Source organism: Micromonospora sp. HK10 (assembly GCF_000982955.1).
GTDB lineage: Bacteria > Actinomycetota > Actinomycetes > Mycobacteriales > Micromonosporaceae > Micromonospora.
The window spans coordinates 1-22,463 of the sequence record NZ_KQ058826.1 but is presented as its reverse complement, the minus strand read 5'-3'; the positions used below and the strand labels follow the sequence as shown (position 1 = coordinate 22,463).

The 22,463-nt window shown below is 73.7% G+C and carries 23 protein-coding genes; 15 read left to right on the top strand and 8 right to left on the bottom strand.

The window, feature by feature from the left end:
- The first annotated feature begins 355 nt into the window (after nt 1-355).
- The gene (locus LQ51_RS15220; RefSeq protein ID WP_231605752.1) at nt 356-1,303 is read left to right on the top strand and encodes a GNAT family N-acetyltransferase; all 948 of its coding nucleotides are present in this window, start codon (nt 356-358) and stop codon (nt 1,301-1,303) included.
- Here LQ51_RS15220 and LQ51_RS15215 read toward each other — a convergent pair.
- Both LQ51_RS15215 and LQ51_RS15210 read right to left on the bottom strand, forming a co-directional pair.
- Nucleotides 1,275-1,925, bottom strand: a complete 651-nt coding sequence (locus tag LQ51_RS15215) for a futalosine hydrolase (RefSeq protein ID WP_046566324.1) — start codon at nt 1,923-1,925, stop codon at nt 1,275-1,277. The two genes, LQ51_RS15220 and LQ51_RS15215, sit on opposite strands and share 29 nt — an antisense overlap.
- Nucleotides 1,922-3,562 carry an MFS transporter gene (locus LQ51_RS15210; protein ID WP_046566403.1) on the bottom strand — a complete coding sequence of 547 codons (1,641 nt, stop codon included), beginning with the start codon at nt 3,560-3,562 and terminating at the stop codon, nt 1,922-1,924. Before LQ51_RS15210 ends, LQ51_RS15215 begins: the two co-directional genes overlap by 4 nt.
- An 87-nt stretch (nt 3,563-3,649) precedes the next feature.
- On the opposite strand from LQ51_RS15210, the gene LQ51_RS15205 reads away from it, so the two are divergent.
- The gene (locus LQ51_RS15205; RefSeq protein ID WP_046566322.1) at nt 3,650-4,489 is read left to right on the top strand and encodes a DUF3027 domain-containing protein; all 840 of its coding nucleotides are present in this window, start codon (nt 3,650-3,652) and stop codon (nt 4,487-4,489) included.
- A gap of 3 nt (nt 4,490-4,492) precedes the next feature.
- Here LQ51_RS15205 and LQ51_RS15200 read toward each other — a convergent pair whose 3' ends face one another.
- Complete coding sequence (locus tag LQ51_RS15200; protein WP_046566320.1) at nt 4,493-4,753, bottom strand: DUF2530 domain-containing protein; 261 nt, start codon at nt 4,751-4,753, stop codon at nt 4,493-4,495.
- Nucleotides 4,754-4,841: 88 nt separating this feature from the next.
- Here LQ51_RS15200 and LQ51_RS15195 point away from each other — a divergent pair, with 88 nt between their 5' ends.
- From LQ51_RS15195 to LQ51_RS15175, 5 genes are all read left to right on the top strand, one after another.
- The gene (locus LQ51_RS15195) at nt 4,842-6,323 is read left to right on the top strand and encodes an NCS2 family permease (RefSeq protein WP_046566318.1); all 1,482 of its coding nucleotides are present in this window, start codon (nt 4,842-4,844) and stop codon (nt 6,321-6,323) included.
- Between the two features lie 120 nt (nt 6,324-6,443).
- A complete protein-coding gene (locus LQ51_RS15190; protein WP_197087736.1) occupies nt 6,444-6,893 on the top strand; it encodes a MarR family winged helix-turn-helix transcriptional regulator in 450 nt (149 codons plus the stop codon).
- Between the two features lie 76 nt (nt 6,894-6,969).
- Nucleotides 6,970-8,256, top strand: a complete 1,287-nt coding sequence (locus LQ51_RS15185; protein WP_046566317.1) for an MFS transporter — start codon at nt 6,970-6,972, stop codon at nt 8,254-8,256.
- 118 nt (nt 8,257-8,374) lie between these two features.
- The gene (locus LQ51_RS15180; RefSeq protein WP_046566315.1) at nt 8,375-8,884 is read left to right on the top strand and encodes a hypothetical protein; all 510 of its coding nucleotides are present in this window, start codon (nt 8,375-8,377) and stop codon (nt 8,882-8,884) included.
- Between the two features lie 3 nt (nt 8,885-8,887).
- A complete protein-coding gene (locus LQ51_RS15175) occupies nt 8,888-9,502 on the top strand; it encodes a 2'-5' RNA ligase family protein (RefSeq protein ID WP_046566313.1) in 615 nt (204 codons plus the stop codon).
- A gap of 413 nt (nt 9,503-9,915) precedes the next feature.
- On the opposite strand, the gene LQ51_RS15170 is transcribed toward LQ51_RS15175, so the two are convergent.
- From LQ51_RS15170 to LQ51_RS15155, 4 genes are all read right to left on the bottom strand, one after another.
- Complete coding sequence (locus tag LQ51_RS15170; RefSeq protein WP_046566312.1) at nt 9,916-10,902, bottom strand: aldo/keto reductase; 987 nt, start codon at nt 10,900-10,902, stop codon at nt 9,916-9,918.
- 52 nt (nt 10,903-10,954) lie between these two features.
- On the bottom strand, nt 10,955-12,040 hold the full coding sequence (sepH, locus tag LQ51_RS15165) for a septation protein SepH (RefSeq protein WP_046566311.1): 1,086 nt from the start codon (nt 12,038-12,040) through the stop codon (nt 10,955-10,957).
- A gap of 191 nt (nt 12,041-12,231) precedes the next feature.
- On the bottom strand, nt 12,232-13,359 hold the full coding sequence (gene serC, locus LQ51_RS15160) for a phosphoserine transaminase (protein WP_046566310.1): 1,128 nt from the start codon (nt 13,357-13,359) through the stop codon (nt 12,232-12,234).
- Nucleotides 13,360-13,620: 261 nt separating this feature from the next.
- The gene (locus LQ51_RS15155; protein ID WP_046566308.1) at nt 13,621-14,727 is read right to left on the bottom strand and encodes a citrate synthase 2; all 1,107 of its coding nucleotides are present in this window, start codon (nt 14,725-14,727) and stop codon (nt 13,621-13,623) included.
- 271 nt (nt 14,728-14,998) lie between these two features.
- On the opposite strand from LQ51_RS15155, the gene pdxH reads away from it, so the two are divergent.
- The 7 genes from pdxH to LQ51_RS15120 all read left to right on the top strand — a co-directional run bounded on the left by pdxH (nt 14,999) and on the right by LQ51_RS15120 (nt 20,996).
- Complete coding sequence (pdxH, locus tag LQ51_RS15150) at nt 14,999-15,628, top strand: pyridoxamine 5'-phosphate oxidase (RefSeq protein ID WP_197087742.1); 630 nt, start codon at nt 14,999-15,001, stop codon at nt 15,626-15,628.
- Complete coding sequence (locus tag LQ51_RS15145) at nt 15,625-16,914, top strand: MFS transporter (protein WP_046566304.1); 1,290 nt, start codon at nt 15,625-15,627, stop codon at nt 16,912-16,914. The genes pdxH and LQ51_RS15145 overlap by 4 nt, the downstream gene beginning before the upstream one ends.
- A gap of 65 nt (nt 16,915-16,979) precedes the next feature.
- Complete coding sequence (locus tag LQ51_RS15140; RefSeq protein ID WP_046566297.1) at nt 16,980-17,906, top strand: aldose 1-epimerase family protein; 927 nt, start codon at nt 16,980-16,982, stop codon at nt 17,904-17,906.
- Nucleotides 17,907-17,908: 2 nt separating this feature from the next.
- Nucleotides 17,909-18,511 (top strand): nitroreductase family protein, encoded by a 603-nt coding sequence (locus LQ51_RS15135; RefSeq protein ID WP_046566295.1) that lies wholly within the window; start codon nt 17,909-17,911, stop codon nt 18,509-18,511.
- 128 nt (nt 18,512-18,639) lie between these two features.
- Entirely contained in the window at nt 18,640-18,945 is a 306-nt protein-coding gene (locus LQ51_RS15130) for a type II toxin-antitoxin system VapB family antitoxin (protein WP_046566293.1), read from the top strand.
- A gap of 31 nt (nt 18,946-18,976) precedes the next feature.
- Nucleotides 18,977-20,137 (top strand): acyl-CoA dehydrogenase family protein, encoded by a 1,161-nt coding sequence (locus LQ51_RS15125; RefSeq protein ID WP_046566291.1) that lies wholly within the window; start codon nt 18,977-18,979, stop codon nt 20,135-20,137.
- A 100-nt stretch (nt 20,138-20,237) separates the two neighbouring features.
- Nucleotides 20,238-20,996, top strand: coding sequence for a DUF4230 domain-containing protein (locus LQ51_RS15120; protein ID WP_046566289.1), 759 nt, complete (start codon nt 20,238-20,240; stop codon nt 20,994-20,996).
- A 40-nt stretch (nt 20,997-21,036) separates the two neighbouring features.
- Here LQ51_RS15120 and LQ51_RS32755 read toward each other — a convergent pair whose 3' ends face one another.
- Nucleotides 21,037-21,591, bottom strand: coding sequence for a hypothetical protein (locus LQ51_RS32755; RefSeq protein WP_052744878.1), 555 nt, complete (start codon nt 21,589-21,591; stop codon nt 21,037-21,039).
- A gap of 254 nt (nt 21,592-21,845) precedes the next feature.
- On the opposite strand from LQ51_RS32755, the gene LQ51_RS34380 reads away from it, so the two are divergent.
- The coding region (locus LQ51_RS34380) for an efflux RND transporter periplasmic adaptor subunit (protein ID WP_046566287.1) at nt 21,846-22,463 on the top strand (618 nt) is incomplete at its 3' end.

Genomic DNA, 22,463 nt, shown 5'->3' with positions numbered 1-22,463 from the left:
ATGACGTGAATGGATCGGGGCGGAATGGCCGAGTTGCGGAGGGGCGGTGGGGTGGAGTTGCGCAGTTGCGGAGGGACTCGTGGGTGAGTCGTCGACGTCATCAAGTCAGTAGCGGCTTACCACTCATGCCGCACCCCTTGCGGCACCCATGCCGCACCCCAGGCGGCAACCGGCAACCCCAGGCGGCACCCGGCACCCCAGCGGCAACCGGCACCCCAAGCGGCACCCATGACGCAGCCTTGCGGCACCGATGTCGCACCCATGTCGTCCTCAGCTCCACGCGTTTTCCACAGCGTTATCCACAGGTGTACGAGTGCGGTTGAGGGCGGGTGTGCCGCTGGGCGAGCATGGCCAGGTGAGTGAGCCGCAGCCCCGTACCGATCTGGGGGCGACCCTGCGATCGCTGCGCCGCGCAGCCGACCTGAGCCAGCGCGAGCTGGCCGGGCGGTCCGGGGTGCCGCAGGCGACCCTCGCTCGGATCGAGTCGGGGCGGTCGGCCGATCCGGGATTCCGCACGGTCGAACGACTGGTCCGGGCCGCCGGCGGCAACCTCGCGATCAGCTTGCCGAGGGCGCCCGCGCCCGAGCCCGGCCCCGTCCCGCAGGAGGAGCTGCGGGACGCGGCGGGCCGGCACTGCCCCGCCCACCTCGACGCGCGGGAGGTGCGCGAGCCGCGCGACTGGCCGGGTGTGTGGTGGGCGCCGTGGTCCGCCATTCCGCGCGACCGTTTGCCGAGGCTGCCCGCGGTGACCTTCCGGCGCAACCGCTCGACGCGGGACGAGCAACGCGATCGGGAGCGCGTGCGGCGGGACTGCGAGGTGCGCCGGTACGCCGATCCCGCGCTTCCCACGACCTCCTGGCGCTTCGTGGCGGAGCTGCCCGACGGTCAGCTGATCGGTGAGCTGCGCGCCCACGAGCGCAGCGACGCCGTGCTGGTCGGCAGGCCCGATCCGGGCGAGCGGGAGATCGTGCTCGACGGGGTGCTCGTGGTGTCGGCGTACCGGTTCTGCGGCATCGGGCGCCGCCTGGTCGAGGCGCTGTCCAGCGAGATGGACCGGTCCGGCATCCGCTCGGCCCACGCGATCGCGGAGTTGGGCGACGTCCACTTCCTGCTCGCCTGCGGGTTCCGGCTCGAGGCGAGCCGGCCGGAGGCGCTGCGGCTGGACCGGCCGGCTCGGTCCGCGGTCAGCGGAGAGCGGCCGGACCGGCCGTCCGGGTCGGGGCCGGCGGTCAGCGGAGAGCGGCTGGACCGGCCGTCCGGGTCGGGGCCGGCGGTCAGCGGAGAGCGGCTGCCGCCGCGGTGAGGGCGGCGAACGCCTCGCGCATCCGCCAGGCGCTACGGTCGCGCGGCCCGATCGGGTTGGAGATCGTACGCAGCTCGGCGAAGGGGAGGCCGGCCTGCGCGGCGGCGACGGCCACGCCGTACCCCTCCATGGCCTCGGCCACCGCGCTGGGGTGTCGGGCGGCGAGGGCCGCGGTGCTCGCGGCGGTGCCGGTCACCGTGCCGACCGTGAGGATCGGGCCGACCACGGCCGCCGGCAGGGCGGTACGCAGGGCGGCGAGCAGGTCCGGGTCGGCGGGCAGCACGCTGCCGGCGCCGATCAGCTCGGGCGGCATGCCCAGCTCTTCGATCGGGAGGAAGCCCTCCGGGGACTCGGCGCCCAGGTCGGCGGCCACGCTGTGGCTGCCCAGCACGGTGCCGCCGACCGGCACCCGCCCGACGAAACCACCGGCGATCCCGGCGCTGACCACCGCCCGGTACGGCCGGCCGGCGGCCTCGGCCAGCGCCAGCAGGCGGGCGGTCGCGGCACCGGCGACGGCGGGGCCCACCCCCACCGGGGTGACGGTCACCGTCGGGTCGGCCAGGCCGGCCCGGACGGCCTCCGCCTCGACCGGTACGGCGGTCACCACCAGCAGCCCGCTCACGCCAGCGGACCCCTGGGCTCGCGCCGGTTCTCCTCGTCGGCGCCACCTGGGCCGCCGACCGCCGAGGACGGGCGGTAGATGTGGAAGCCGGGCGGGGACAGCTCGTCGTCGGCCGGATCGCCGCCGGGCGGGCCGCCGTGGGCCGGAGCGGCGGTGGGCGTACCGCCGTGCGCCGGGGAGCCGGTGGGGGCCGGCGAGGTGGGGGCCGGGTCGGCGTAATCCTGCTCCTGCGCCGCCAGTTCCTCGTCGCCGAGCGCCCGCCCGACCAGGTGCTCGCCGCGCAACCGGCCCGCCACCAGCACCCCGCGGGCGGCCACCAGTGCGGCCACCCCGGCGGCCACGGTGACCCCGATCCGGCCGGTGAAAGGCACCAGGCCGAGCCCGCCACCGGCCACGAAGGCGAGCATCAGGACGGTCTCCGAGTGGGCGAACGAACTGGCCCGCAGCCGCTCCGGGATCCGCTCCTGGATCGAGGCATCGACGGCGAGCTTGGCGATGCCGCTGATCAGCGCCGTCACCAGGCAGAGCACGGCCACCAGGGGCAGCGAGAACTTCACCGCGGCGAGCACCGCGACCCCGGCCACGATGACGGTGCCGCTGGACTGGATCGCGGTCGGCCGGTGGATGCGCAGCCGGGTGCCGATCGCGGTGGCCAGGAAGCTGCCCACCGCCAGGGCCGCGCCGACCAGCCCCAGCGCGGCCTGGGCGCCCAGGTCCCGGCCGAAGAAGATGGTGGTCAGGTCGCCGGACTTGATGGCGAAGGCGAGGAAGAGCAGCAGGAAACCGTAGAGCAGGCGCAGCGCCGCGGCGCCGATCAGCGTGGCGATCACCAGGCGACCGGCCGGCCGGCCCCGGCCCAGCGGCCGTTCCCGGTCCCGCCGGCGCAGCGCCCGCAGCGGGCGCGGCACCCGCTCCGGCGGCTCCGAGTCGGCCCTCGGCGGCAGCCGCAACGAGATGACCATGCCGATCAGGAAGATCAGCGACGCCACCCGGAGCGGCCACTGCGGCCCGAACCAGAACGCCGCCAACCCGATCGGGGCGACCAGCCCGCCCGCCACCGTGCCGTAGACGCTGGCCCGGGCGCCCACCTGGGACAGCCCCAACCCCTCCGGCAACAGCCGGGGCACCGCCGCCGACCGGGCCACCCCGTACGCGCGGGACAGGGCGAGCACCCCGAACGCCGCCGGATAGAGCCCGAAGCCGCCGATGTAGTCGGAGATCAGCCAGGCCAGGAACGCCCGGCCCAGCATGGTGGCGGCCAGCGCGTACCGGCGGCCGTGCCGGAAGTGGTCCAGCAGCGGGCCCACCACCGGGGCGAGCATGGCGAACGGCACCATGGTCACCAGCAGGTAGAGCGCGACCTTGTTGCGGGCCTCGCCCAGCGGCACGTCGAAGAAGATCGTGCCGGCCAGGCCGATGGCGATTAGGGTGTCCCCGGCGCAGGAGAGGGCGTGCAGGTCGAACAGGCGGACCATGCCGACCTCGTTGCCGGCGCTGCGGGCCCGGGCCGACCCGGCCCGCCGGGTCATCCACCGGCCGCCGCGCAGCGAACCACGAAGCAGCAGGCGGGTGGCGCGGATGCCCGTGCCGACGGTCCGCCCGAGGACGGACCGGCCGGAGCGGGAGGACAGCGGCATGCCACCCATCCTTGCCCATCCGCTCCACGCGCGCCCCACCAGCCGGGGATAACGACTCCGGGGAGTCCCTGTCGGTTGGTACCGGGCATGGGGAACAATGGTCGGGTGACCAGGCCCGCCTCCGCCCGTGCCCCCCGGCTCGACCAGGTCTGCGCCGCCGCCGTCGAGGTGGCCCGCGCGGCCGTCACCGAGGTCGACCCGGCCGACGTCGGCGAGCACCTCCAGGTTGTCGCCGAGGGCGACCGCCTCGTCACGCACTACTTCGAGTGCCTCCTCGCCGGCTACCGCGGCTGGCGGTGGGCCGTCACGGTGACCCGGGTGCCCCGCAGCCGCACCGTCACCATCTGCGAGACCGTGCTGCTGCCCGGCGCGGACGCGCTGCTCGCTCCCGGCTGGGTGCCCTGGCAGGAGCGGCTCAAGCCGGGCGACCTGGGCCCCGGCGACCTGCTGCCCACCCCGACGGACGACGAGCGCCTCGCCCCCGGCTACCTGCTCTCCGACGACCCGGCGGTCGAGGAGACCGCCTGGGAGCTCGGCCTGGGCCGGCCCCGGGTGCTGTCCCGGGAGGGCCGAGCCGAGGCCGCGCAGCGCTGGTACGACGGCGAGCACGGCCCGAACGCCCCGATCTCGACGGCCGCGCCGGCTGCGGCCCGCTGCGGGACCTGCGGCTTCTACCTGCCGCTGGCCGGTTCCCTGCGGCAGGCCTTCGGCGCCTGCGGCAACTTCTACGCCCCCGACGACGGCCGGGTCGTCAGCGCCGACCACGGCTGCGGCGCGCACTCGGAGACGCTGGTCGAGGCGGCCGACACCCCGGTCGACGAACTCCCCACGATCTACGACGACAGCGCGCTCGAGGCGGTCTCGGTGAGCCGGGCCCCGGGCTCGGTGGAGGCGAACGAGCCGGCGGAGCCGTACGGCCACCCCTGACGGTCAGTCCTGACCGGCGGCGGCCGCCCGTCGGCGACGCCGGTTGGCGTCGTGGCGCATCATCACGGCCAGCCCCGGAAAGCCCCACAGGAAACCGGCCAGGCAGGTCCAGAGCCAGTTCTCGTGCCCGTGCTCGGTTAGCCAGCCCCGGAAGAAGATCAGCAGCACCAGCCCGGCCACCGCCCAGATGATCAGCCCGGCGACGGCGAACGGCACCATCGGCGGGTCGAGCGGCGCGGGCCGCGGCGGTTCGTTCTCGGGCACCGGAACAGCGTACGCGATCGTTCTTCCCTGCCCGCCGGTGATCTGGGACGATGCGCGCGACCGCCGTCGATCAATTGCGAGGACACCGATGGCCATAGCGCCGCCGCCGGACCACGGCACGCCACCTGACCCCACCCACCCGCGCAACGCCTTCGACCGCTGGTTCGAGATCTCCGCCCGTGGCTCGTCGCCCGGCCGGGAGGTACGTGGCGGTCTGGCCACCTTCTTCACGATGGCGTACATCGTGGTGTTGAACCCGCTGATCCTCGGTGGCGCCGTCGACGGCGACGGGCGCAAGTTGGCCATTCCCGCGCTGGCCGCGGCGACCGCGCTGGTGGCCGGCCTGATGACCATTCTGATGGGCGTGGTGGCCCGGTTCCCGATGGCGCTGGCCGCCGGGCTCGGCGTGAACGCGCTGGTCGCCTTCGAGATCGCGCCCGAGATGACCTGGGCCGACGCGATGGGCCTGGTGGTGATCGAGGGTGTGCTGATCGCCGTCCTGGTGCTCACCGGGCTGCGGACGGCGGTGTTCCGCTCGGTGCCGACCCAGCTCAAGACGGCGATCGGGGTGGGCATCGGCCTCTTCCTCACCATCATCGGCCTGGTCGACGCCGGCTTCGTCCGCCGGGTGCCGGACGCGGCGAACACCACCGTGCCGGTCGGCCTCGGCATCAACGGCAAGATCGTCAGCTGGCCGATGCTGGTCTTCGTGGTGGGGCTGCTGCTCACCGTGGTGCTGGTGGTACGCCGGGTCCGCGGCGCGATCCTGGTCGGCATCCTCGCCTCCACGGTGCTGGCGATCGTGGTGGAGGCGGTCGGCCACATCGGCCCGTCCTTCGTCGACGGTCAGCCCAACCCGAAGGGCTGGGCGTTGAACGTGCCGAAGCTGCCGGACAAGATCGTCGACCTGCCGGACCTCTCCCTGCTCGGCCAGTTCAACGTGCTGGGCTCGTGGGGCCGGGTGGGCTGGTTGGTCCCGCTGATGTTCGTCTTCACCCTGATGATCACGGACTTCTTCGACACCATGGGCACCATGGTCGCGATCGGCCAGGAAGGGGACATGCTCGACGAGCGGGGCACCCCGCCCCGGGCCCGGGAGATCCTGCTGGTCGACTCGATCGCCGCGGCGGCGGGTGGCGCGGCGAGCGTGTCCAGCAACACGTCGTACATCGAGAGCGCGGCGGGGGTCGCGGAGGGTGCCCGGACCGGGGTGGCCAACCTGGTCACCGGCGTCCTGTTCCTGCTGGCCATGTTCCTGGCGCCGCTGTCGGTGGTGGTGCCCTTCGAGGCCGCCTCGACGGCGCTGGTGGTGGTCGGCTTCCTGATGATGACGGCGGTCCGGACGATCGACTGGACGGACTACGAGATCGCCATCCCGGCGTTCCTGACCATCGTGCTGATGCCGTTCACCTACTCGATCTCCAACGGGATCGGCGCCGGCGTGATCAGCTACGTACTGGTGAAGCTGGCGAAGGGGAAGGGCCGGGAGATCCACCCGCTGCTGTACGGGGTGGCGGTGCTGTTCGTCCTGTACTTCCTGCGCGGTCCGATCGAGTCCGCGGTGCTGTGACGCCCACCGGTCGCGGCCGGGGCGCCGATTCGGGCTCCCGGTCGTGACCAGGGTCGACCTTCTCGTGAGCCTGGTCATAACGGATGTCGTTAGCCAGGCTTATTAGTTAAGCTAACTACTGTGACGGAGCGGACGGTGACGGCGAAACGCGTGCCACCGGCGCAGCTGGCCCCTCAGCTGCGAGATGCGATCACCCGACTCAACCGGCGGGTCCGACAGGCCCGCCCGGTCGGCGACCTGACGGTCACCCAGCTCTCCGCGCTCACCAGCCTCAAGCTGGCGGGCGCGCTGACGCCTCGGGAGCTGGCCGACATCGAGCGGGTGCAGCCGCCCACGATGACCAAGATCGTCGCGAAGTTGGAGGACCGCGGCCTCGTGCGGCGGACCCCCCACCCGACCGACGGGCGGCAGGTCATCCTGGCGGCGACCGAGGGCGGACAGGCCGTGCTCGAACAGTTCGAGCGGGCCCGCAACTCGTGGCTGGCCGAGCGGCTCGCCGCGCTGACCGAGGAGGAACGCGACACGCTGCAGCGTGCCGCCGAGATCCTGCAGGGCATCGCTCGCGCCTGAGCGGGTACCCGCGTCCCGCGGTCCGCTTCGTCCGTTGTGGATGAGGCGTACATGATCGCGAGGAGGCGCACCAAGAGTGCAGGCCAAGTTGAGCACGATGTTCCAGTCCCTACGAGTCCGCAACTACCGACTCTTCGCCACCGGACAGCTGATCAAGTTGATCGGCGTCTGGATGATGTACATCGCCCAGGACTGGCTCGTCCTCGACCTGACCGGCAACTCGGCCACCGCGCTCGGCGTGGTCACCGCGCTCCAGTTCACCCCCGTCCTGCTGCTCACGCTCTTCTCCGGCCGGCTCGCCGACCGGTACGACAAGCGGATGCTGCTCTTCATCGCCAACCTGTTCTGGACCGTGCTGGCGCTGGCGATGAGCCTCCTGGTGGTCACCGGGCTGGTGCAGCTCTGGCACGTCTACGTGTTCGCCGCCCTGCTCGGCGTCTTCAACGCCGTCGAGACCCCGGTCCGGCAGGCCTTCGTCTCCGAACTCGTCGGCGTGCCGCTGCTGCCGAACGCGCTGTCGCTCAACGCGGCCACCTTCAACTCGGCCCGGATCCTCGGCCCCGCCGTCGCCGGCCTGGCCATCGCCGCCTTCGACGTCGGCCCGGTCTTCCTGATCACCGCGTTCAGCTCGATCGCGCCGCTGATCAACGTGGTCCGGATGCGGACCAGCGAACTGCACCGCAAGGACCTGCCGCCGACCGGCGAACGGGACCAGGCCCGGGTCGTGGACGGACTCCGGTACGTCGCCCGTCGGCCCGACATCCTGCTGCCGATGGCGCTCATGTCCGTGATCGGGATGAGTCTGTTCAACTTCCAGCTCACCCTCGCGGCGCTCGCCAAGACCGTGTTCCACACCGGCGCCGCCTCGTTCGGCCTCTTCACCACCGCCCTCGCGGTCGGCGCGCTGACCGGCGCGCTGGCCGGCACCGGGCGGCGCAGCCGCCCCTCGGTCTGGTTGGTGCTCGGCGCGGCGGTCGGGACCGCCACCTTCGGCACCCTCGTCGGGCTCGCCCCGGCGTACTGGCTGGTGGTGACGCTGCTGCTGCCCACCGGGTTCTTCATGGTCTTCTTCGCCCAGGCCGCCAACCAGCGGGTCCAGCTCGGCGTCGACGCCTCCTTCCGGGGCCGGGTGATGGCGCTGTGGGTGCTGGTCTTCCTCGGCACCAACCCGGTGGGCGCACCGATCATCGGCTGGGTCGCGGAGACCTTCGGTGCCGGGGCGAGCATCTGGACCGGTGGGCTGATCTCGCTGGCCGCCGCGCTCGTCGCGCTCAGCTGGCAGCTCCGCCGCTCCGGCGCCCGGCTGCGCCTGCGGATGCTGCCCATGCCCCGCTTCTACGTGGTGTCGCCCGGGGCGGAGTGACCCGTCGACCGTCCGAAGGACCGGTTTCCGCCCCGGGAACCGGTCCTTCGTCGTTCATTCGCGCTCGGATGTCGGCAATCAGGTGGCGGGGGGCCCCGACTCGGCTTAGCGTCGATATGTGGAGGTAGGGCGGGGACTGCTGCTGATGCTGGCGATCCTCGGCGTCTGCTGCCTGCCGGTCCTCATCGCGATGATCTTCTGCGCCGACGAAATCATCGACCGGGTGGTCTGCGGCTGGTCCGAGTGGCGCGACGAACGCCGGGAACGGCGCACCATCGCCCGGCTGGACCGGGCCATCGAAGCGGACGCGCTGACCCGCGACATCGACCTCACCGAGTTCGACCGGGCCGGCCGCCGACCGCTCGAACAGCTCGCCACCGACCTGCGCCGGCTCGGTGGTCACCGGCTCGCCGCCGCCGACCGGTCCGTGGTCTGGCACGGCGCCGTCATCGACGCGTACGACGAGCGGCTGCGCGCCGCCTGCCGGGCGCTGGGGATCACCGAGCACCTGGCCGAACTCGACGGCGTCGACCGGGAAATCGAACGGGTACGGGTGGAAGGGCTGCTGCACGCCGCCGGGCTCAGCCTGCCCGCCGCCCGCGCCGCACACCACCAGCGGCACCGCTGACCGGTGCGGCTCTTCGTCGCGGTCTACCCACCCCGGCCGGCCGTGGACGACCTGACCGCCCAGGTCGCCCGGCTACGGATCGGCGTCGCCTCGGCCGCCGGCACCAACGTCCGGCTCGCCGACCCGGCGCACGCCCACCTCACCCTCGCCTTCCTCGGAGACGTCGAGGAGAGCCGGCTGGTCGACGTGGAGAGCGCCCTCGGCCTGGCTGCCGAGACGTACCGGCAGGGCCGGCTCGGCCGGGAGGGCCGAGACGCCGGGGACGGTGGGGAGGGACCGCTCCGGCTGCGGCTCTCCGGCGGCGGCAGCTTCGGACGGGGCCGGTTCACCGTGCTCTGGGTGGACGTCCGGGGCGACATCGACGCGCTGGCCACCCTGGCCCGGCTGATCCGGATCAGGCTGCGCCGGGCCCGGCTGCCGTACGACGAGAAACCGTTCCGGGCGCACCTGACCATCGCCCGCCCCGGCGACCGGATCGACCGCGCCGACATCCTGGCCGACCGGGAGGCGCTGCACGACTACGCGGGTCCGGAATGGACGGCGGACGAACTCGTCCTGGTCCGCAGCCACCCCGGCCCCAAGCCCACCTACGACCGCCTCGCCGCCTGGCCCATCTGACCCATCCGCTCCCTGGCCGACCCCGCCTCACCGCGGGGCGGCCCACCATCGATGGTCCGGGGCGGCCCACCTTCGATGGTCCGGGGGCGGCCCGCCTCCGATGGTCCGGGGAGCAGATTGCGGCATGTCGTGCCATCCCTACGCCGGGAGACCCCGACCTGCCGCAATCCGCTCCCGGGGCACTCCCGAGACCGCCCCGAGGCCGCCCGAGGCCGCCCCGAGGCCGCCCGAGGCCGCCCGAGGCCGCCCCGAGGCCGCCCGAGGCCGCCCGAGGCCGCCCCGAGACCGCCCGAGGCCGCCCCGAGACCCCCCGAGACCGCCCCGAGGCCGCCCCGAGGCCGCCCCGAGGCCGCCCCGAGACCGCCCGAGGCCCCCGAGGCCGCCCCGAGGCCGGGGCGGCCTCGGGCGGGGTGTCACCAGGCCCAGGCCTCCGGGCCGGGGCCGCCGCTGCCGACGGGCGGGAAGAGCTCGTCGAGGCGGGTCAGGGTGGCTTCGTCGAGGTCCACCTCGAGGGCGCCGAGGTTGCGGTCGAGCTGGTCCATGGTGCGCGGGCCGACGATCGGGGCGGTCACCCCGGGGCGGGAGAGCAGCCAGGCCAGCGCCACGTCGGCCGGGTCGTGGCCGAGGTCCGCGCAGAGCTTCTCGTACGCCTCGATGGTGGTGCGGTGCTCGGCGAGCGCGTCGGCCGACCGGCCGCTGGCCCCCCGCGCGGCCCCGCCCTCGGCCATCTTGCGGATGACCCCGCCCAGCAGCCCGCCGTGCAGCGGCGACCAGGGGATTATGCCCAGCCCGTAGTGCTGCGCGGCCGGGACGACCTCCAGCTCGACGTACCGGGTCATCAGGTTGTAGATGCACTGCTCGGAGACGAGGCCGAGGAAGTTGCGCCGGCCCGCCGCCGCCTGCGCCTGAGCGATGTGCCAACCGGCGAAGTTGGACGATCCGACGTAGAGGACCTTGCCCTGGGCGACCAGGGTCTCCATCGCCTGCCAGATCTCCTCCCACGGCGTGCTCCGGGAGATGTGGTGCATCTGGTAGAGGTCGATGGTGTCGGTCTGCAGCCGGCGCAGCGAGTCCTCGCAGGCCCGGATGATGTGCCGGGCGCTGAGGCCCTGCTCGTTGGGCCACTCGCCCATCTTGCCGTAGACCTTGGTGGCCAGGACGACCCGGTCGCGGCGTCCGCCGCCCTGGGCGAACCAGCGGCCGATGATCTGCTCGGTGACGCCCTCGCCGAGCTTCCAGCCGTACACGTTGGCGGTGTCGAAGAAGTTGATCCCGTGTTCGAGCGCCCGGTCCATGATGGCGAAGCTGTCCGGCTCGTCGGTCTGCGGGCCGAAGTTCATGGTGCCGAGGCAGAGCCGGCTCACCGAGAGACCGGTGCGTCCAAGGTTCGTGTACTCCATGGATCCACCCTGGCACGCCGGCACTTAGAGTGCCTCGCGATGCCAGGGTGGATCAGGACGACTCGCGGGCCGCCGGGCCGCTGCCGAAGAGGACGTCGTCCCAGCTCGGCAGCCGCTTGCGCGGCTTGCCGGCGGCGTCCGTCGACTCGGTGCCACCGCCGGCCGCGGCCGGGGTGCCGGTGCGGCGCGGCCGGAGCACGGCCAGCGACGGTACGGCCGGGACCTCCTTCGGCGCGTCCGAGTCGTCGTCGAACGCGGAACCCTGACCGCCGCCGAGCAGCGCCGCCGCCCCGCCGGTGACGGCCCGCTGGCGGGGCGCGTCCGGCCCGGCCAGCGCGGCCGGGGAACGGGTGTCCAGACCCCGGCCGGAGGTGCCGCCGAGCGGACGGTCCAGCGAGGCGAGCAGCGCGTCCCGGCCGGCGCGGATCGGATCCCGCCCCGGACGGGCGTGCTCGGACGGCTGCGGCAGGCCGTGCCCGCCCCGGCTCGGCTCGCCGCGCGACGGGCCGGGCAGCGCGTGGCCGCCCCGCTCCGGTGCCGGCTCCTGACCGAGGATCGGGGTGGGCCGCTCGGCGCAGAGGTATTGCGCCATGTCGTCGTGCGGGGCGACCTGCTGGCGGGTCTTGTCGAGATCCCAGACCGCCTGTGCGGTGGCCTTGCCGGACGGCCAGGTGGCGATGATCCGCCAGGTGCCGTCGTCACGCCGGTACGCGTCCCAGGAGATCTTCTCGGTGTCGATGCCGTGCTGGGCCAGCCGGCCGTTGACCACCTCGGCCAGCGGGGTCGGCTTCTCCGCGCCCTTGAGCCGGGTACGCCGGGCATGCTGGGCGAGCATGGCCCGCTCCTGGAGCACCGGGCCCGCGTAGCGCAGCACCCGGTCGACCGGGACGCCGGCGATCCGGGCGACGTCCTCGGCGGACTCGCCGGAGCGGATCCGGGCCTGGATGTCCCGCGGCGAGAGCGACGGGGTCGGGTCGGCGGCGGTCGGCACCACCGCGAGGGGCGTCGCGCCGGGCTCGGCGTGCAGCACCGAGGCGACGCGTTCGTCGATGGGGAGGGCGAGCAGGCGTCCGACCTCGTCGGCGAGGACCAGGGCCTGGCCGTCCTCGGAGAGGGCGACGAAGCGTACTGGGCGCATGGGCTTGCCTCCGTCCCGCTTCGCTGGCCGTGTCACGCCGCGAGCCGGCCACCCGGGCGTCTCGGACCACCGTACGCCCATCTACCCGAAGGTGGGGGATGCGACACCCCGGCATGTCGCGACTGAGCTGCGGCGATGATCACGGTGGGTGGTCGTCGGAGGCGCGACGACCACCCACCGTCACGAGGTGATCAGAGTCGCTCGACCACGTAGTCGATGGAGGCGGTGAGCGCCTCGACGTCGGCCGGCTCGACCGCCGGGAAGAGCGCGACCCGGAGCTGGTTGCGGCCCAGCTTCCGGTAGGGCTCGGTGTCCACGATGCCGTTGGCGCGCAGCGCCTTGGCGATCGCCGTGGCGTCCACCTCGTCGGCGAAGTCGACGGTGGCGACCACGTTGGAGCGCAGCGCCGGGTCGGCCACGAACGGGGTGGCGAACTCCGAGCGCTCCGCCCAGCCGTACACGATGCCGGCGCTCTCCGCGGTGCGCTTGGCCGCCCAGGTCAGCCCACCCTGGGCGTTCATCCAGTCGGTCTGCTCGGCGGCCAGGAAGATGGTGGCCAGCGCGGGGGTGTTGTACGTCTGCTCGAGCCGCGAGTTGTCGATCGCGGTGACCAGGTCGAGGAAGGCCGGGATGTAGCGGCCCGACTCCTTGATCTCGGTGGCCCGGGCCAGCGCGGCCGGCGACATCAGGGCCAGCCAGAGCCCGCCGTCGGAGCCGAAGCACTTCTGCGGGGCGAAGTAGTAGACGTCGGTCTCGCCGACGTTGACCTCCAGGCCGCCCGCGCCGGAGGTGGCGTCGACCAGCAGCAGCGAGCCCTCGTCGGCGCCCGGCACCCGGCTGATCGGCACGGCCACACCGGTCGAGGTCTCGTTGTGCGGGGTGGCGTAGACGTCCACGCCCGCCTCGGCGACCAGGGTCGGCGCGCTGCCGGCCGGGGACTTGCGCACGGTCGGCTCGCCCAGGAACGGGGCGTCGGCGACCGACTTGGCGAACTTGGCGCCGAACTCGCCGAAGCTGGCGAACTGGGCCCGGTCGCGGACCAGGCCGAAGGTGGCGACCTCCCAGAAGGCGGTGGTGCCGCCGTTGCCGAGCACCACCTCGTAGCCCTCGGGCAGGGAGAAGAACTCGGCGAGGCCCCGGCGCAGCCGGGCCACCTGGTCGCGGACCGTCTTCTGCCGGTGCGAGGTGCCCAGGTAGCTGGTGGCGACCTCGGCGAGCGCGGAGACCGCCGCCGGACGGACCTTGGACGGCCCGCAGCCGAAACGTCCGTCGGCGGGCCTGATGTCGTCGGGAATCCGGATGGTCGGTGCGTCAGCCACTGTTGTCTCGATCCTTCCGCATGGGGGAGGGCGGCCCTTCAGTGGGCGCGGACCGTGCGCGGCCACGCGCACACGCGCGGCGGGGCCGGGTCCGAGCCCGGTCCGGCGGCGCTGCCGGCCTTCATCCTCGCACCCGGGGCGGCCGGCCCGGCGGCTGGTCCCACACCCGGCGCTGAGGGATGCGCCACAGGGCCGGGCCGGGTGGGCGCACGCGAAGGGCCCGGTCCGTCGCGGACCGGGCCCTTCGTGGGTACGTGTGCCTCAGACGCCGTGCGGGATGGCGTCCCAGCCGTCGACCTGCTGCGGCTTGCGGGTGCCCGGGCCGACGTACCGGGCCGACGGGCGGACCAGGCGCTGGAGCTTCTTCTGCTCCAGGATGTGCGCGGACCAGCCGCCCATCCGGGCGCAGGTGAACATCGAGGTGAACATGTGCGCCGGGACCTCGGCGAAGTCGAGCACCACGGCCGACCAGAACTCGACGTTGGTGGCGAGCACCCGGTCCGGGCGGCGGGCCTGCAGCTCGGCCAGGGCGGCCTTCTCCAGGGCCTCGGCGACCTCGAAGCGCGGCGCGCCCAGCTCCTTGGCGGTGCGCCGGAGCACCCGGGCGCGCGGGTCCTCGGCCCGGTAGACCCGGTGGCCGAAGCCCATCAGCCGCTCGCCCCGGTCGAGCACGCCCTTGACGTACCCCTCGGCGTCGCCGCTGCGCTCGACCGCCTCCAGCATGCTGAGCACCCGGGACGGGGCGCCGCCGTGCAGCGGGCCGGAGAGCGCGCCGATGCCCGACGAGATGCAGGCCGCGGCGTCGGCACCGGTGGAGGCGACGATCCGGGCGGTGAAGGTGGAGGCGTTCAGGCCGTGCTCGGCGGCCGAGATGAAGTAGGCGTCGACGGCCTTGACGTGCCGCGGGTCGGGCTCACCCCGCCAGCGCTTCATGAACCGCTCGACGATGGTCTCGGCCTTGTCGATCTCCTTCTGCGGCACGGCCGGTAGGCCGAGGCCGCGGGCGGACTGGGCGACGAAGGAGAGCGCGGTGACCGACACCCGGGCGAGGTCCTCGCGGGCCTGCTCGTCGGAGATGTCGAGCAGCTGGCTGAGCCCCCAGTACGGCGCCAGCATGGCGACCGCGGACTGCACGTCGACGCGGATGTCGCCGGAGTGCACCGGCACCGGGAACGGCTCGGCCGGCGGCAGGCCCGGACCGAACCGGCCGTCGACCAGCAGCGCCCAGACGTTGCCGAAGGAGACCTGACCGATCAGATCCTCGATGTCCACGCCGCGGTAGCGCAGCGCGCCGCCCTCGCGGTCCGGTTCGGCGATCTCGGTCTCGAAGGCTACGACGCCCTCGAGGCCCGGTTTGAAGTCGGCCATGTCGTCTCCTGGCTTCCGGCGGTGGTGGCCGCGCGGGCTCGACCGGCCCGCGGGCTTAGGCGACCCTCAGGTATGCGTTCGTGACATCTTGCCTGCTCGGTAACCGAGTACGCGACCCACGGTGGGTGTGCGCCACATGACACCCCCGCCGGTGGACAGGCGCGCTACCTGGACAACACTGGGTGGCGGGGTCTGGCCAGCGTCGGGGGACGCGGTCGCCCCGACGAAAAGGACGGAGACTGTGACCGGCGACACACCTGCTCCGGCCGGCATGCGTAACGAGTACGCCGCCGACCTGGGCCTTTCCGAATCCGACCTGGCACCCGACTGGCACGGCCAGTTCGCCCGCTGGTTCGCCGACGCGGTGGCGTACCCGCTGCCCGAGCCGAACGCCATGGTGGTCGGCACCGCCGACGCGCAGGGCCGGCCGAGTGGGCGGACCGTCCTGCTGAAGGGGTACGACCCGGACGGTTTCGTCTTCTACACCAACTACGACTCCCGCAAGGGCGGCGAGGCGACCGCCAACCCGTGGGCCAGCCTGGTCTTCCCCTGGTTCCCGATGCAGCGGCAGGTGGTGGTCACCGGGCGGCTGGCGCGGGTCGACCGGGCCGAGACCGAGGCGTACTTCGCCAGCCGGCCGCGCGGCTCGCAACTCGGCGCGTGGGCGAGCACCCAGTCCCGGGTGGTGCCGGACCGGGCCGCCCTGGACGCCGCGTACCGGGCGGCGGCCGAGCGCTTCGCGGCGGTCGCGGAGATTCCCGCGCCGCCGCACTGGGGCGGGCTGCGGGTCCACCCCGAGACGGTGGAGTTCTGGCAGGGCCGGGCCAGCCGGCTGCACGATCGGCTGCGCTACCGGCGCACCGGGGACGGCACCTGGATCACCGAGCGGCTGGCGCCGTGACGGGACTGAAGGAGGCCCGGCCGCGCGGAGCGCGCCGCTGGGCGATCGACCTGCGCCCGCTGGGGGTGCCCGCGTACCGGCGGGTCTGGCTCGGCAACGCGGTGGCGATGTTCGGTTTCCAGTTCACCGCCGTCGCCGTGCCGGTGGAGATGTTCGCGCTGACCCAGGGCTCGTTCTGGGTCGGCCTGCTCGGCGTGGCCGGGTTCGTGCCGCTGCTGGTGTTCGGGCTCTGGGGCGGCGCGGTCGCCGACGCCCGGGACCGCCGCCGGGTGCTGCTGGCCGGCGGCGCGCTGCTCTGGGCGTCGACCCTGTCGCTGCTGCTCCAGGCGCTGTTCCGGGTCGGCAGCCCGACGCTGCTGCTGGTCCTGGTGGCGGTGCAGTCGACCGCCTTCGCGGTCACCTCGCCCACCCGCAACGCGATCCTGCCCCGGCTGGTCCCGGCCGAGCTGATCCCGGCGGCCAGCACGCTCAACTACACCACCTTCACCGCGACCTCGGTGTTCGGGCCGCTCACCGCGGGTCTGATCTTCGCCGCCTGGCCCACCGAGGTCGGGCTGCCGATCGCGTACGCGGTGGACGCGCTGCTCTTCACCGTCTCCTTCTGGGCCACCCTGCGGCTGCCCGCGATGCCGCCCGAGCCCGACCCGGGGGACGCGGCCACCCCGCGCCGGGCCGGGCTGGCCAGCATCGTCGACGGCTTCCGGTACCTGGCCAGCACGCCGGTGCTGCTGCTGTCGTTCGCCATCGACCTGATCGCCATGATCCTGGCCATGCCCCGGGCGCTCTTCCCGGAGCTGGCGCAGCACCGCTTCGGCGGCGCGGCGGCGGTCGGCTGGCTCTACAGCGCGATCGCGATCGGGGCGATGCTGGGCGGCCTCACCTCCGGCTGGATCGGCCGGGTACGCCGGCAGGGCCTGGCGCTGACCGTGGCCGTGGTGGGCTGGGGCGTGGCCATCGCCCTGGCCGGGCTGGCCCACCAGCTCTGGCTGGTGGTGGCGCTGCTCGGGCTGGCCGGCGCGGCGGACCTGGTCAGCGCGACGCTGCGGCAGTCGATGCTGCTGGTCTACGCGCCCGACCGGATGCGCGGCCGGCTCCAGGGGGTCAACACCGTGGTGGTCGCCGGCGGCCCGCGCCTCGGTGACCTCCGGGCCGGCGCGATGGCCGCCGCGTGGGGCACCGGCGTGGCCATGGTCGCCGGCGGCGTCGCCTCCGCCGTGCTCGCGGTCCTGCTGGTGGCGGTCTTCCCGGCCCTGCTGCGCTACCGGGCGGCGGCCCGGCCGGACTGACCGACGGCTGGGACGGGCCACGCCGGCCCGGCATCCCGGGCCCGGCACGGACTAAGGTCCCCGGCATGGAGAACGCCGGGTACCGGTCCCCGTCGGGGACGCAGTGGACCATCGCCGCCGACGGGCACGAGGCGGTCGTCGTCGAGGTCGGGGGCGGCCTGCGGACCTACCGCCAGGACGGGGTCGACCACGTCGACGGGTACGCGGAGGACGAGATCTGTGCCGGCTCGGCGGGGCAGATCCTCGCCCCCTGGCCGAACCGGATCCGGGACGGCGCGTACCGCTTCGGCGACCGGTCGTACCAGCTCGACCTGACCGAGCCGGCCCGGCACAACGCCATCCACGGCCTGGTCAACTGGGCCGCCTGGCAGCTCGTCGAGGCGGCCCCGGACGCGGTGACCCTCGGCTACGACCTGCCGCCGACGCCGGGCTACCCGTGGGCGTTGCGGCTGCGTACCCGGTGGAGCGTGGGGGCGGACGGGCTGCGCGCCGCGCACGAGGTGACCAACCGGTCCGGCGAGCCGGCGCCGTTCGGCTTCTCCGTCCACCCCTACCTGCGGTTGCCGAAGGCGGCCGTGGACGAGGTGTCGATGCGGGTGCCCGCGCGCACCCGGGTGCTGCTGGACAGCCGCCTGCTGCCGGTGGCCGCCACCGAGGTGGCCGGCACCGACTACGACTTCACCGAGCCCCGCGTGATCGGTGCCGCGGTGCTGGACCTGGCCTTCGGCGACCTGGTGCGGGACGCCGACGGCGGCTCGTCGGTCACCCTGGCCGCGCCGGACGGGTCGGCGGTGCACATCTGGGCGGACCGGGCGTTCGGCTGGTGGCAGGTCTTCACCGGGGACACCCTCACCGGGGAGCGGTACCGCCGGTCGGTGGCGGTCGAGCCGATGACCTGCCCGGCGGACGCCTTCCGCTCCGGCCGGGATCTGATCACCCTCGAGCCGGGGCAGACCTGGCGGGGTGCCTGGGGCATCCGGCCGGGCAGCTGAGCGTGGAGTTCGCCGACGTCGTCCGCCGCCGCCGGATGGTCCGCAACTACGACCCGGACCGGCCGGTACCGCCCGAGGTGGTGGAGCGGCTGCTGGCCCACGCGGTCCGGGCGCCCTCGGCCGGGTTCGCCCAGGGCTGGGGTTTCCTGGTGCTGGAGGAGCCGGCCGACCGGGACCGCTTCTGGGCCGCGGCCACGCCGGGCGGTGGCGGCCGGGAACGCTGGCTGGCCGGGATGCGCCGCGCCCCGCTGATCGTGGTGCCGCACGCCAACGCCGCCGCCTACCTGGACCGCTACGCCGAGCCGGACAAGGGGTGGGCGGACCGGTCGACCGACCGCTGGCCGGTGCCGTACTGGCACGTGGACGCCGGCTTCGCCGCGCTGCTGATGCTGCTCACCGCCGTCGATGAAGGGCTGGGCGCGTGCTTCTTCGGCATCCCGGCGCAGCGGCTCGACGCGTACCGGGCGGCCTTCGGGGTGCCGCCGGAGTACCAGCCGATCGGCGCGGTGACGGTGGGCTACCCGGCGCCCGACCACCGCTCGCCGTCGCTGCGCCGGGGACGCCGGCCGATGGACGAGGTCGTCCGGCGGGGCCGGTGGAGCTGAGGTGATTCACCCGTCCCGCTCGGGGTACCGGCGTGGCGAAACCGACATGCGGGAGTAAAACGCGGTGTGCCGCGTGCGGTTAGGCTGGCACCGGCATCACCGGCCGGGCAGGGGGAGGGAAGCGCGCCGTGATCTTCAGAGCGGTCCGGGACGGGCGGCCCTACCCGGAGCACAATCTCACGTTGAAGCAGTGGGCGGAGATTCCGCCGCGCCCGCTGCGGCTGGACCAGCTCATCACCACCAAGCGCGAGCTTGCGCTGGACAAGCTCCTCGCCGAGGACTCGACCTTCTACGGCGACCTCTTCCCGCACGTGGTGCAGTGGAACGGCGGCCTCTACCTGGAGGACGGCCTGCACCGGGCGCTGCGCGCGGCGCTGCAGCAGCGCAACCAGATCCACGCCCGGGTGCTGGTGCTCAGCGGTCAGGGCGAGTGACGTCTTCCTGAGTCTTCGTTAAGGTGGCCGCATGACTGCCCTGGACCTGCTGGACATCGACGCGTCGCTCAGCGAGGAGGAGCGGCAGATCCGCGCCGTCGTGCGCCGGCTCATCGACGACCGGGTCCGCCCGCACGTCGCCGGCTGGTACGAGGACGGCCAGGTCCCGGCCCGCGAGCTGGCCCGCGAGTTCGGCAAGCTCGGCCTGCTCGGCATGCACCTGACCGGGTACGGCTGCGCCGGCGCGTCGGCCGTCGCGTACGGGCTGGCCTGCCTGGAGCTGGAGGCCGGTGACTCCGGGGTGCGTTCGCTGGTCTCCGTGCAGGGTTCGCTGGCCATGTACGCGATCTGGCGCTACGGCAGCGAGGAGCAGAAGCAGCGCTGGCTGCCCGCGATGGCCGCCGGCGAGGCGATCGGCTGCTTCGGGCTGACCGAGCCGGACCACGGCTCCGACCCGGCTTCGATGGCCACCCGGGCCCGGCGCGACGGCGACGACTGGATCCTCACCGGCAGCAAGATGTGGATCACCAACGCGCCGATCGCCGACGTCGGGGTGATCTGGGCGCGCACCGACGAGGGGGTGCGCGGCTTCGCCGTACCGATGGACACGCCGGGCGTGACGGCGCGCGAGATCCGGAACAAGATGTCGCTGCGCGCCTCGCTCACCGGGGAGATCGCCCTCGACGACGTGCGGCTGCCGGCGGACGCCCGGCTGCCCGAGGCGGTCGGCTTGAAGGCGCCGCTGAGCTGCCTGACCGAGGCCCGGCACGGCATCGTCTGGGGCGCGCTCGGCGCGGCCCGCGACTGCCTGGAGACGGCCCTGTCGTACGCGACCACCCGGACCCAGTTCGGCAAGCCGCTGGCCGGCTTCCAGCTCACCCAGGCCAAGCTCGCCGACATGGCCGTCGAGTGGAACAAGGGCCTGCTGCTCGCGCTGCATCTCGGCCGGCTCGCCGACGGTGGCAGGCTGCGGCCCGCGCAGGTCAGCGTGGGCAAGCTGAACAACGTCCGGGAGGCCCTGGCGATCGCCCGGCAGTGCCGGACCATCCTCGGCGCCAACGGGGTTTCCGGGGAATATCCGGTGATGCGGCACGCCAACAACCTGGAGAGCGTGCTGACCTACGAGGGCACCTCCGAGATCCACCAGCTGGTCATCGGCCAGCAGCTGACCGGGCTCTCCGCCTTCGCCTGACGCCCCGGTTCACCCGTTCGGGTCGCTCGGCGCGCGACTGTCGCACAGTGGCCGTAACGTCATTGTCAGTCGATGTTTCTGACGAGGACGGTGAGGGGCCATGGCCCGCGACGGTGACACCAACGAGCCCACCAGTGAGTTTCCGGAATACCCGACCGGCGACGACCTGCGGGCCCGGTCGGCGGACGCACCCCGGCCGGGTGCTCCTAGGCCTTCCGGCGGGCCGGTGCGGGGCCTGCTCGGTGTGCTCGGCGCGGTCGCGCTGGCCGTGGTGGTGCTGCTCGGCATCCAGGCCACCGGCATCCTGCCCGACTTCCGCAACCCGTTCGCCAAGGAGCAGACCGACCGCAGCCAGCCGCCGCTGCTCAAGTCGATCCGGGACCTCAGCCGCTACGTGGCCGCCGAGGGCAACTTCCAGGTCGTCGTCGACGTGCAGAAGGACCGGCGCAACGTGCCCGACTTCCTGCTCAACGAGCGGACGCTCTTCGTGGGGGCGGGCCGGGTCGAGGCGTACGTCGACTTTTCCAAGATCGCGGACGGGGCGGTGGTGGTCTCCGACGACGGCAAGTCGGTCGAGGTCAAGCTGCCCGCGCCGCAGCTCGGCGAGACCGACCTCGACATGGACAAGAGCTACGTCTTCGCCGAGCAGCGCGGTCTGATCAACCGGCTGAACGACCTGGTGGGCGGTGACCCCAACCGGCAGCAGCAGGTCTACCAGCTCGCCGAGGACCGGATCGGCGCGGCCGCCCGGGACAGCGGCCTCACCGCCCGGGCCCAGGAGAACACCCGCAAGATGCTGGAAGGGCTGCTCCGCTCGCTCGGCTACCAGAAGGTGACCGTCACCTACACCGCTCCCTGACGCCGGGCCACCTGCGCGGTTCCGCCGGAGCCGCGCAGGGTCAGCTCGCCGCGGGGGACGGGGCGGGGCTGATGGCCTTGCACGCCGTCAACGCCGCCGCGACCTTCGGGTCAGCCTGGTTCAGGTCGGCGGTGAGCGTAACGCCGCGGTCGGCAAGGCAGTTGGCGTACGCCGGGCTGGTGCCCTGCCCGCCGGTCTGCCCAGCCCCGCGGTTCCCGCCCGGCCGGCCGGTGGGCAGCACGGAACGGCAGGTGTCCTGCGCCTGTTGCCAGGTCGCGTCGTCGACGCCCGCCGGGCGGAAGCGGTCCATGCCGCCGCCGGGTCCACCGCGCTCACCGCCGGGTTGGCCGGGCTCTCCCGGCCAAGGGGTGCCCGAGCCCATCGGCGGCTGACCGGACGGGAACGGGCGTCCGGAGCCGGCTGGCCGGGGCAGGCCGGACGGCCGGCCGGTCGGCAGGTCGTCGGGGAGGTCGATGCCCTGCTTCTCCAGGCAACTCGTGTACGCGGCGAAGCCGCTGGCCTGCTCACCGGCGGCCGGCGCGCTGTCGCCGGCGCCGCCGTTGTCCGATCCGCCGCACGCCGCTGTCGCCAGCACCGCGGCACATCCCGTCGCCAGGGCCAGAGCCCATCGCGCTCGCCGGTTCAGCACCGAAACCTCCTCCGTGTGCCGCGCCGAGTCCCCCGGCTTCCGCGGCGTCGACTCAGGCAACCCGAGCCACCTCCGGGTCACGTCGGACGAAGCTGGGAGCTGCCTCGGAATTCGTCGCCGCCGTTGGTGCCCGCTGCCTCTGAGGCAACTCCGAGGTTTGGCCGAGGGAACTGCGAGGCGCTGCCCGCAGACTTCTCGGCATGGGGATCGGCCTGAGTGCGGTACGGCGGCTGGGCAGCAGCCGGCGGGTGCGGTGGACCGCCGGCGGCCTGGTCGTCCTGGTCGGGCTGCTCGCCTCGACCACGGCGTACGCCTTGACCGGCGGGTCGCGGCCGGCCGAGGCGCCGACCACCGTGCGCGTGGATCGCGGAGAGGTCACGCTGGCCGTGGCGACGACGGGTGCGCTGCAACCGGCGGAGACCCGCAGCCTCAGCTTCGGCACGGTCGGTACCGTCAGCGAGGTCAAGGTGCGCCCGGGCGACGAGGTGCAGGCCGGCCAGGTGTTGGCGTTGATCGACGCCGCGGACGCCCGGGACCGGGTAAACGCGGCCCGGCAGGCGCTGGACAAGGCCGAAGCGGCGCTGGACACCGCCGAGGCCAGCCAGGGCGACCAGTCCGGTGACACCTGCCTCGCGGCCGGCAGTGGATCCGGCGGCACGGCGATGGTGCTGGCTATGGCGTCGGTGGCGGCCACGACGGCTACCGCGTCTCCCACGCCCACCGCGTCCCCCAAGCCCACCGCGTCCCCCAAGCCCACCGTGTCCCCGAAGCCCACCGTGTCCCCCAAGCCCACCGTGTCCCCCACGCCCACCGCGTCC

Excerpts from the sequence above, each read along its gene's own strand:
- LQ51_RS15210 (WP_046566403.1), bottom strand. The coding sequence starts at position 3,562 with ATGCCGCTGTCCTCCCGCTCCGGCCGGTCCGTCCTCGGGCGGACCGTC.
- LQ51_RS15205 (WP_046566322.1), top strand. The coding sequence starts at position 3,650 with ATGGGGAACAATGGTCGGGTGACCAGGCCCGCCTCCGCCCGTGCCCCC.
- LQ51_RS15195 (WP_046566318.1), top strand. The coding sequence starts at position 4,842 with ATGGCCATAGCGCCGCCGCCGGACCACGGCACGCCACCTGACCCCACC.
- LQ51_RS15170 (WP_046566312.1), bottom strand. The coding sequence starts at position 10,902 with ATGGAGTACACGAACCTTGGACGCACCGGTCTCTCGGTGAGCCGGCTC.
- sepH (WP_046566311.1), bottom strand. The coding sequence starts at position 12,040 with ATGCGCCCAGTACGCTTCGTCGCCCTCTCCGAGGACGGCCAGGCCCTG.
- LQ51_RS15155 (WP_046566308.1), bottom strand. The coding sequence starts at position 14,727 with ATGGCCGACTTCAAACCGGGCCTCGAGGGCGTCGTAGCCTTCGAGACC.
- pdxH (WP_197087742.1), top strand. The coding sequence starts at position 14,999 with ATGCGTAACGAGTACGCCGCCGACCTGGGCCTTTCCGAATCCGACCTG.
- LQ51_RS15140 (WP_046566297.1), top strand. The coding sequence starts at position 16,980 with ATGGAGAACGCCGGGTACCGGTCCCCGTCGGGGACGCAGTGGACCATC.
- LQ51_RS15125 (WP_046566291.1), top strand. The coding sequence starts at position 18,977 with ATGACTGCCCTGGACCTGCTGGACATCGACGCGTCGCTCAGCGAGGAG.
- LQ51_RS15120 (WP_046566289.1), top strand. The coding sequence starts at position 20,238 with ATGGCCCGCGACGGTGACACCAACGAGCCCACCAGTGAGTTTCCGGAA.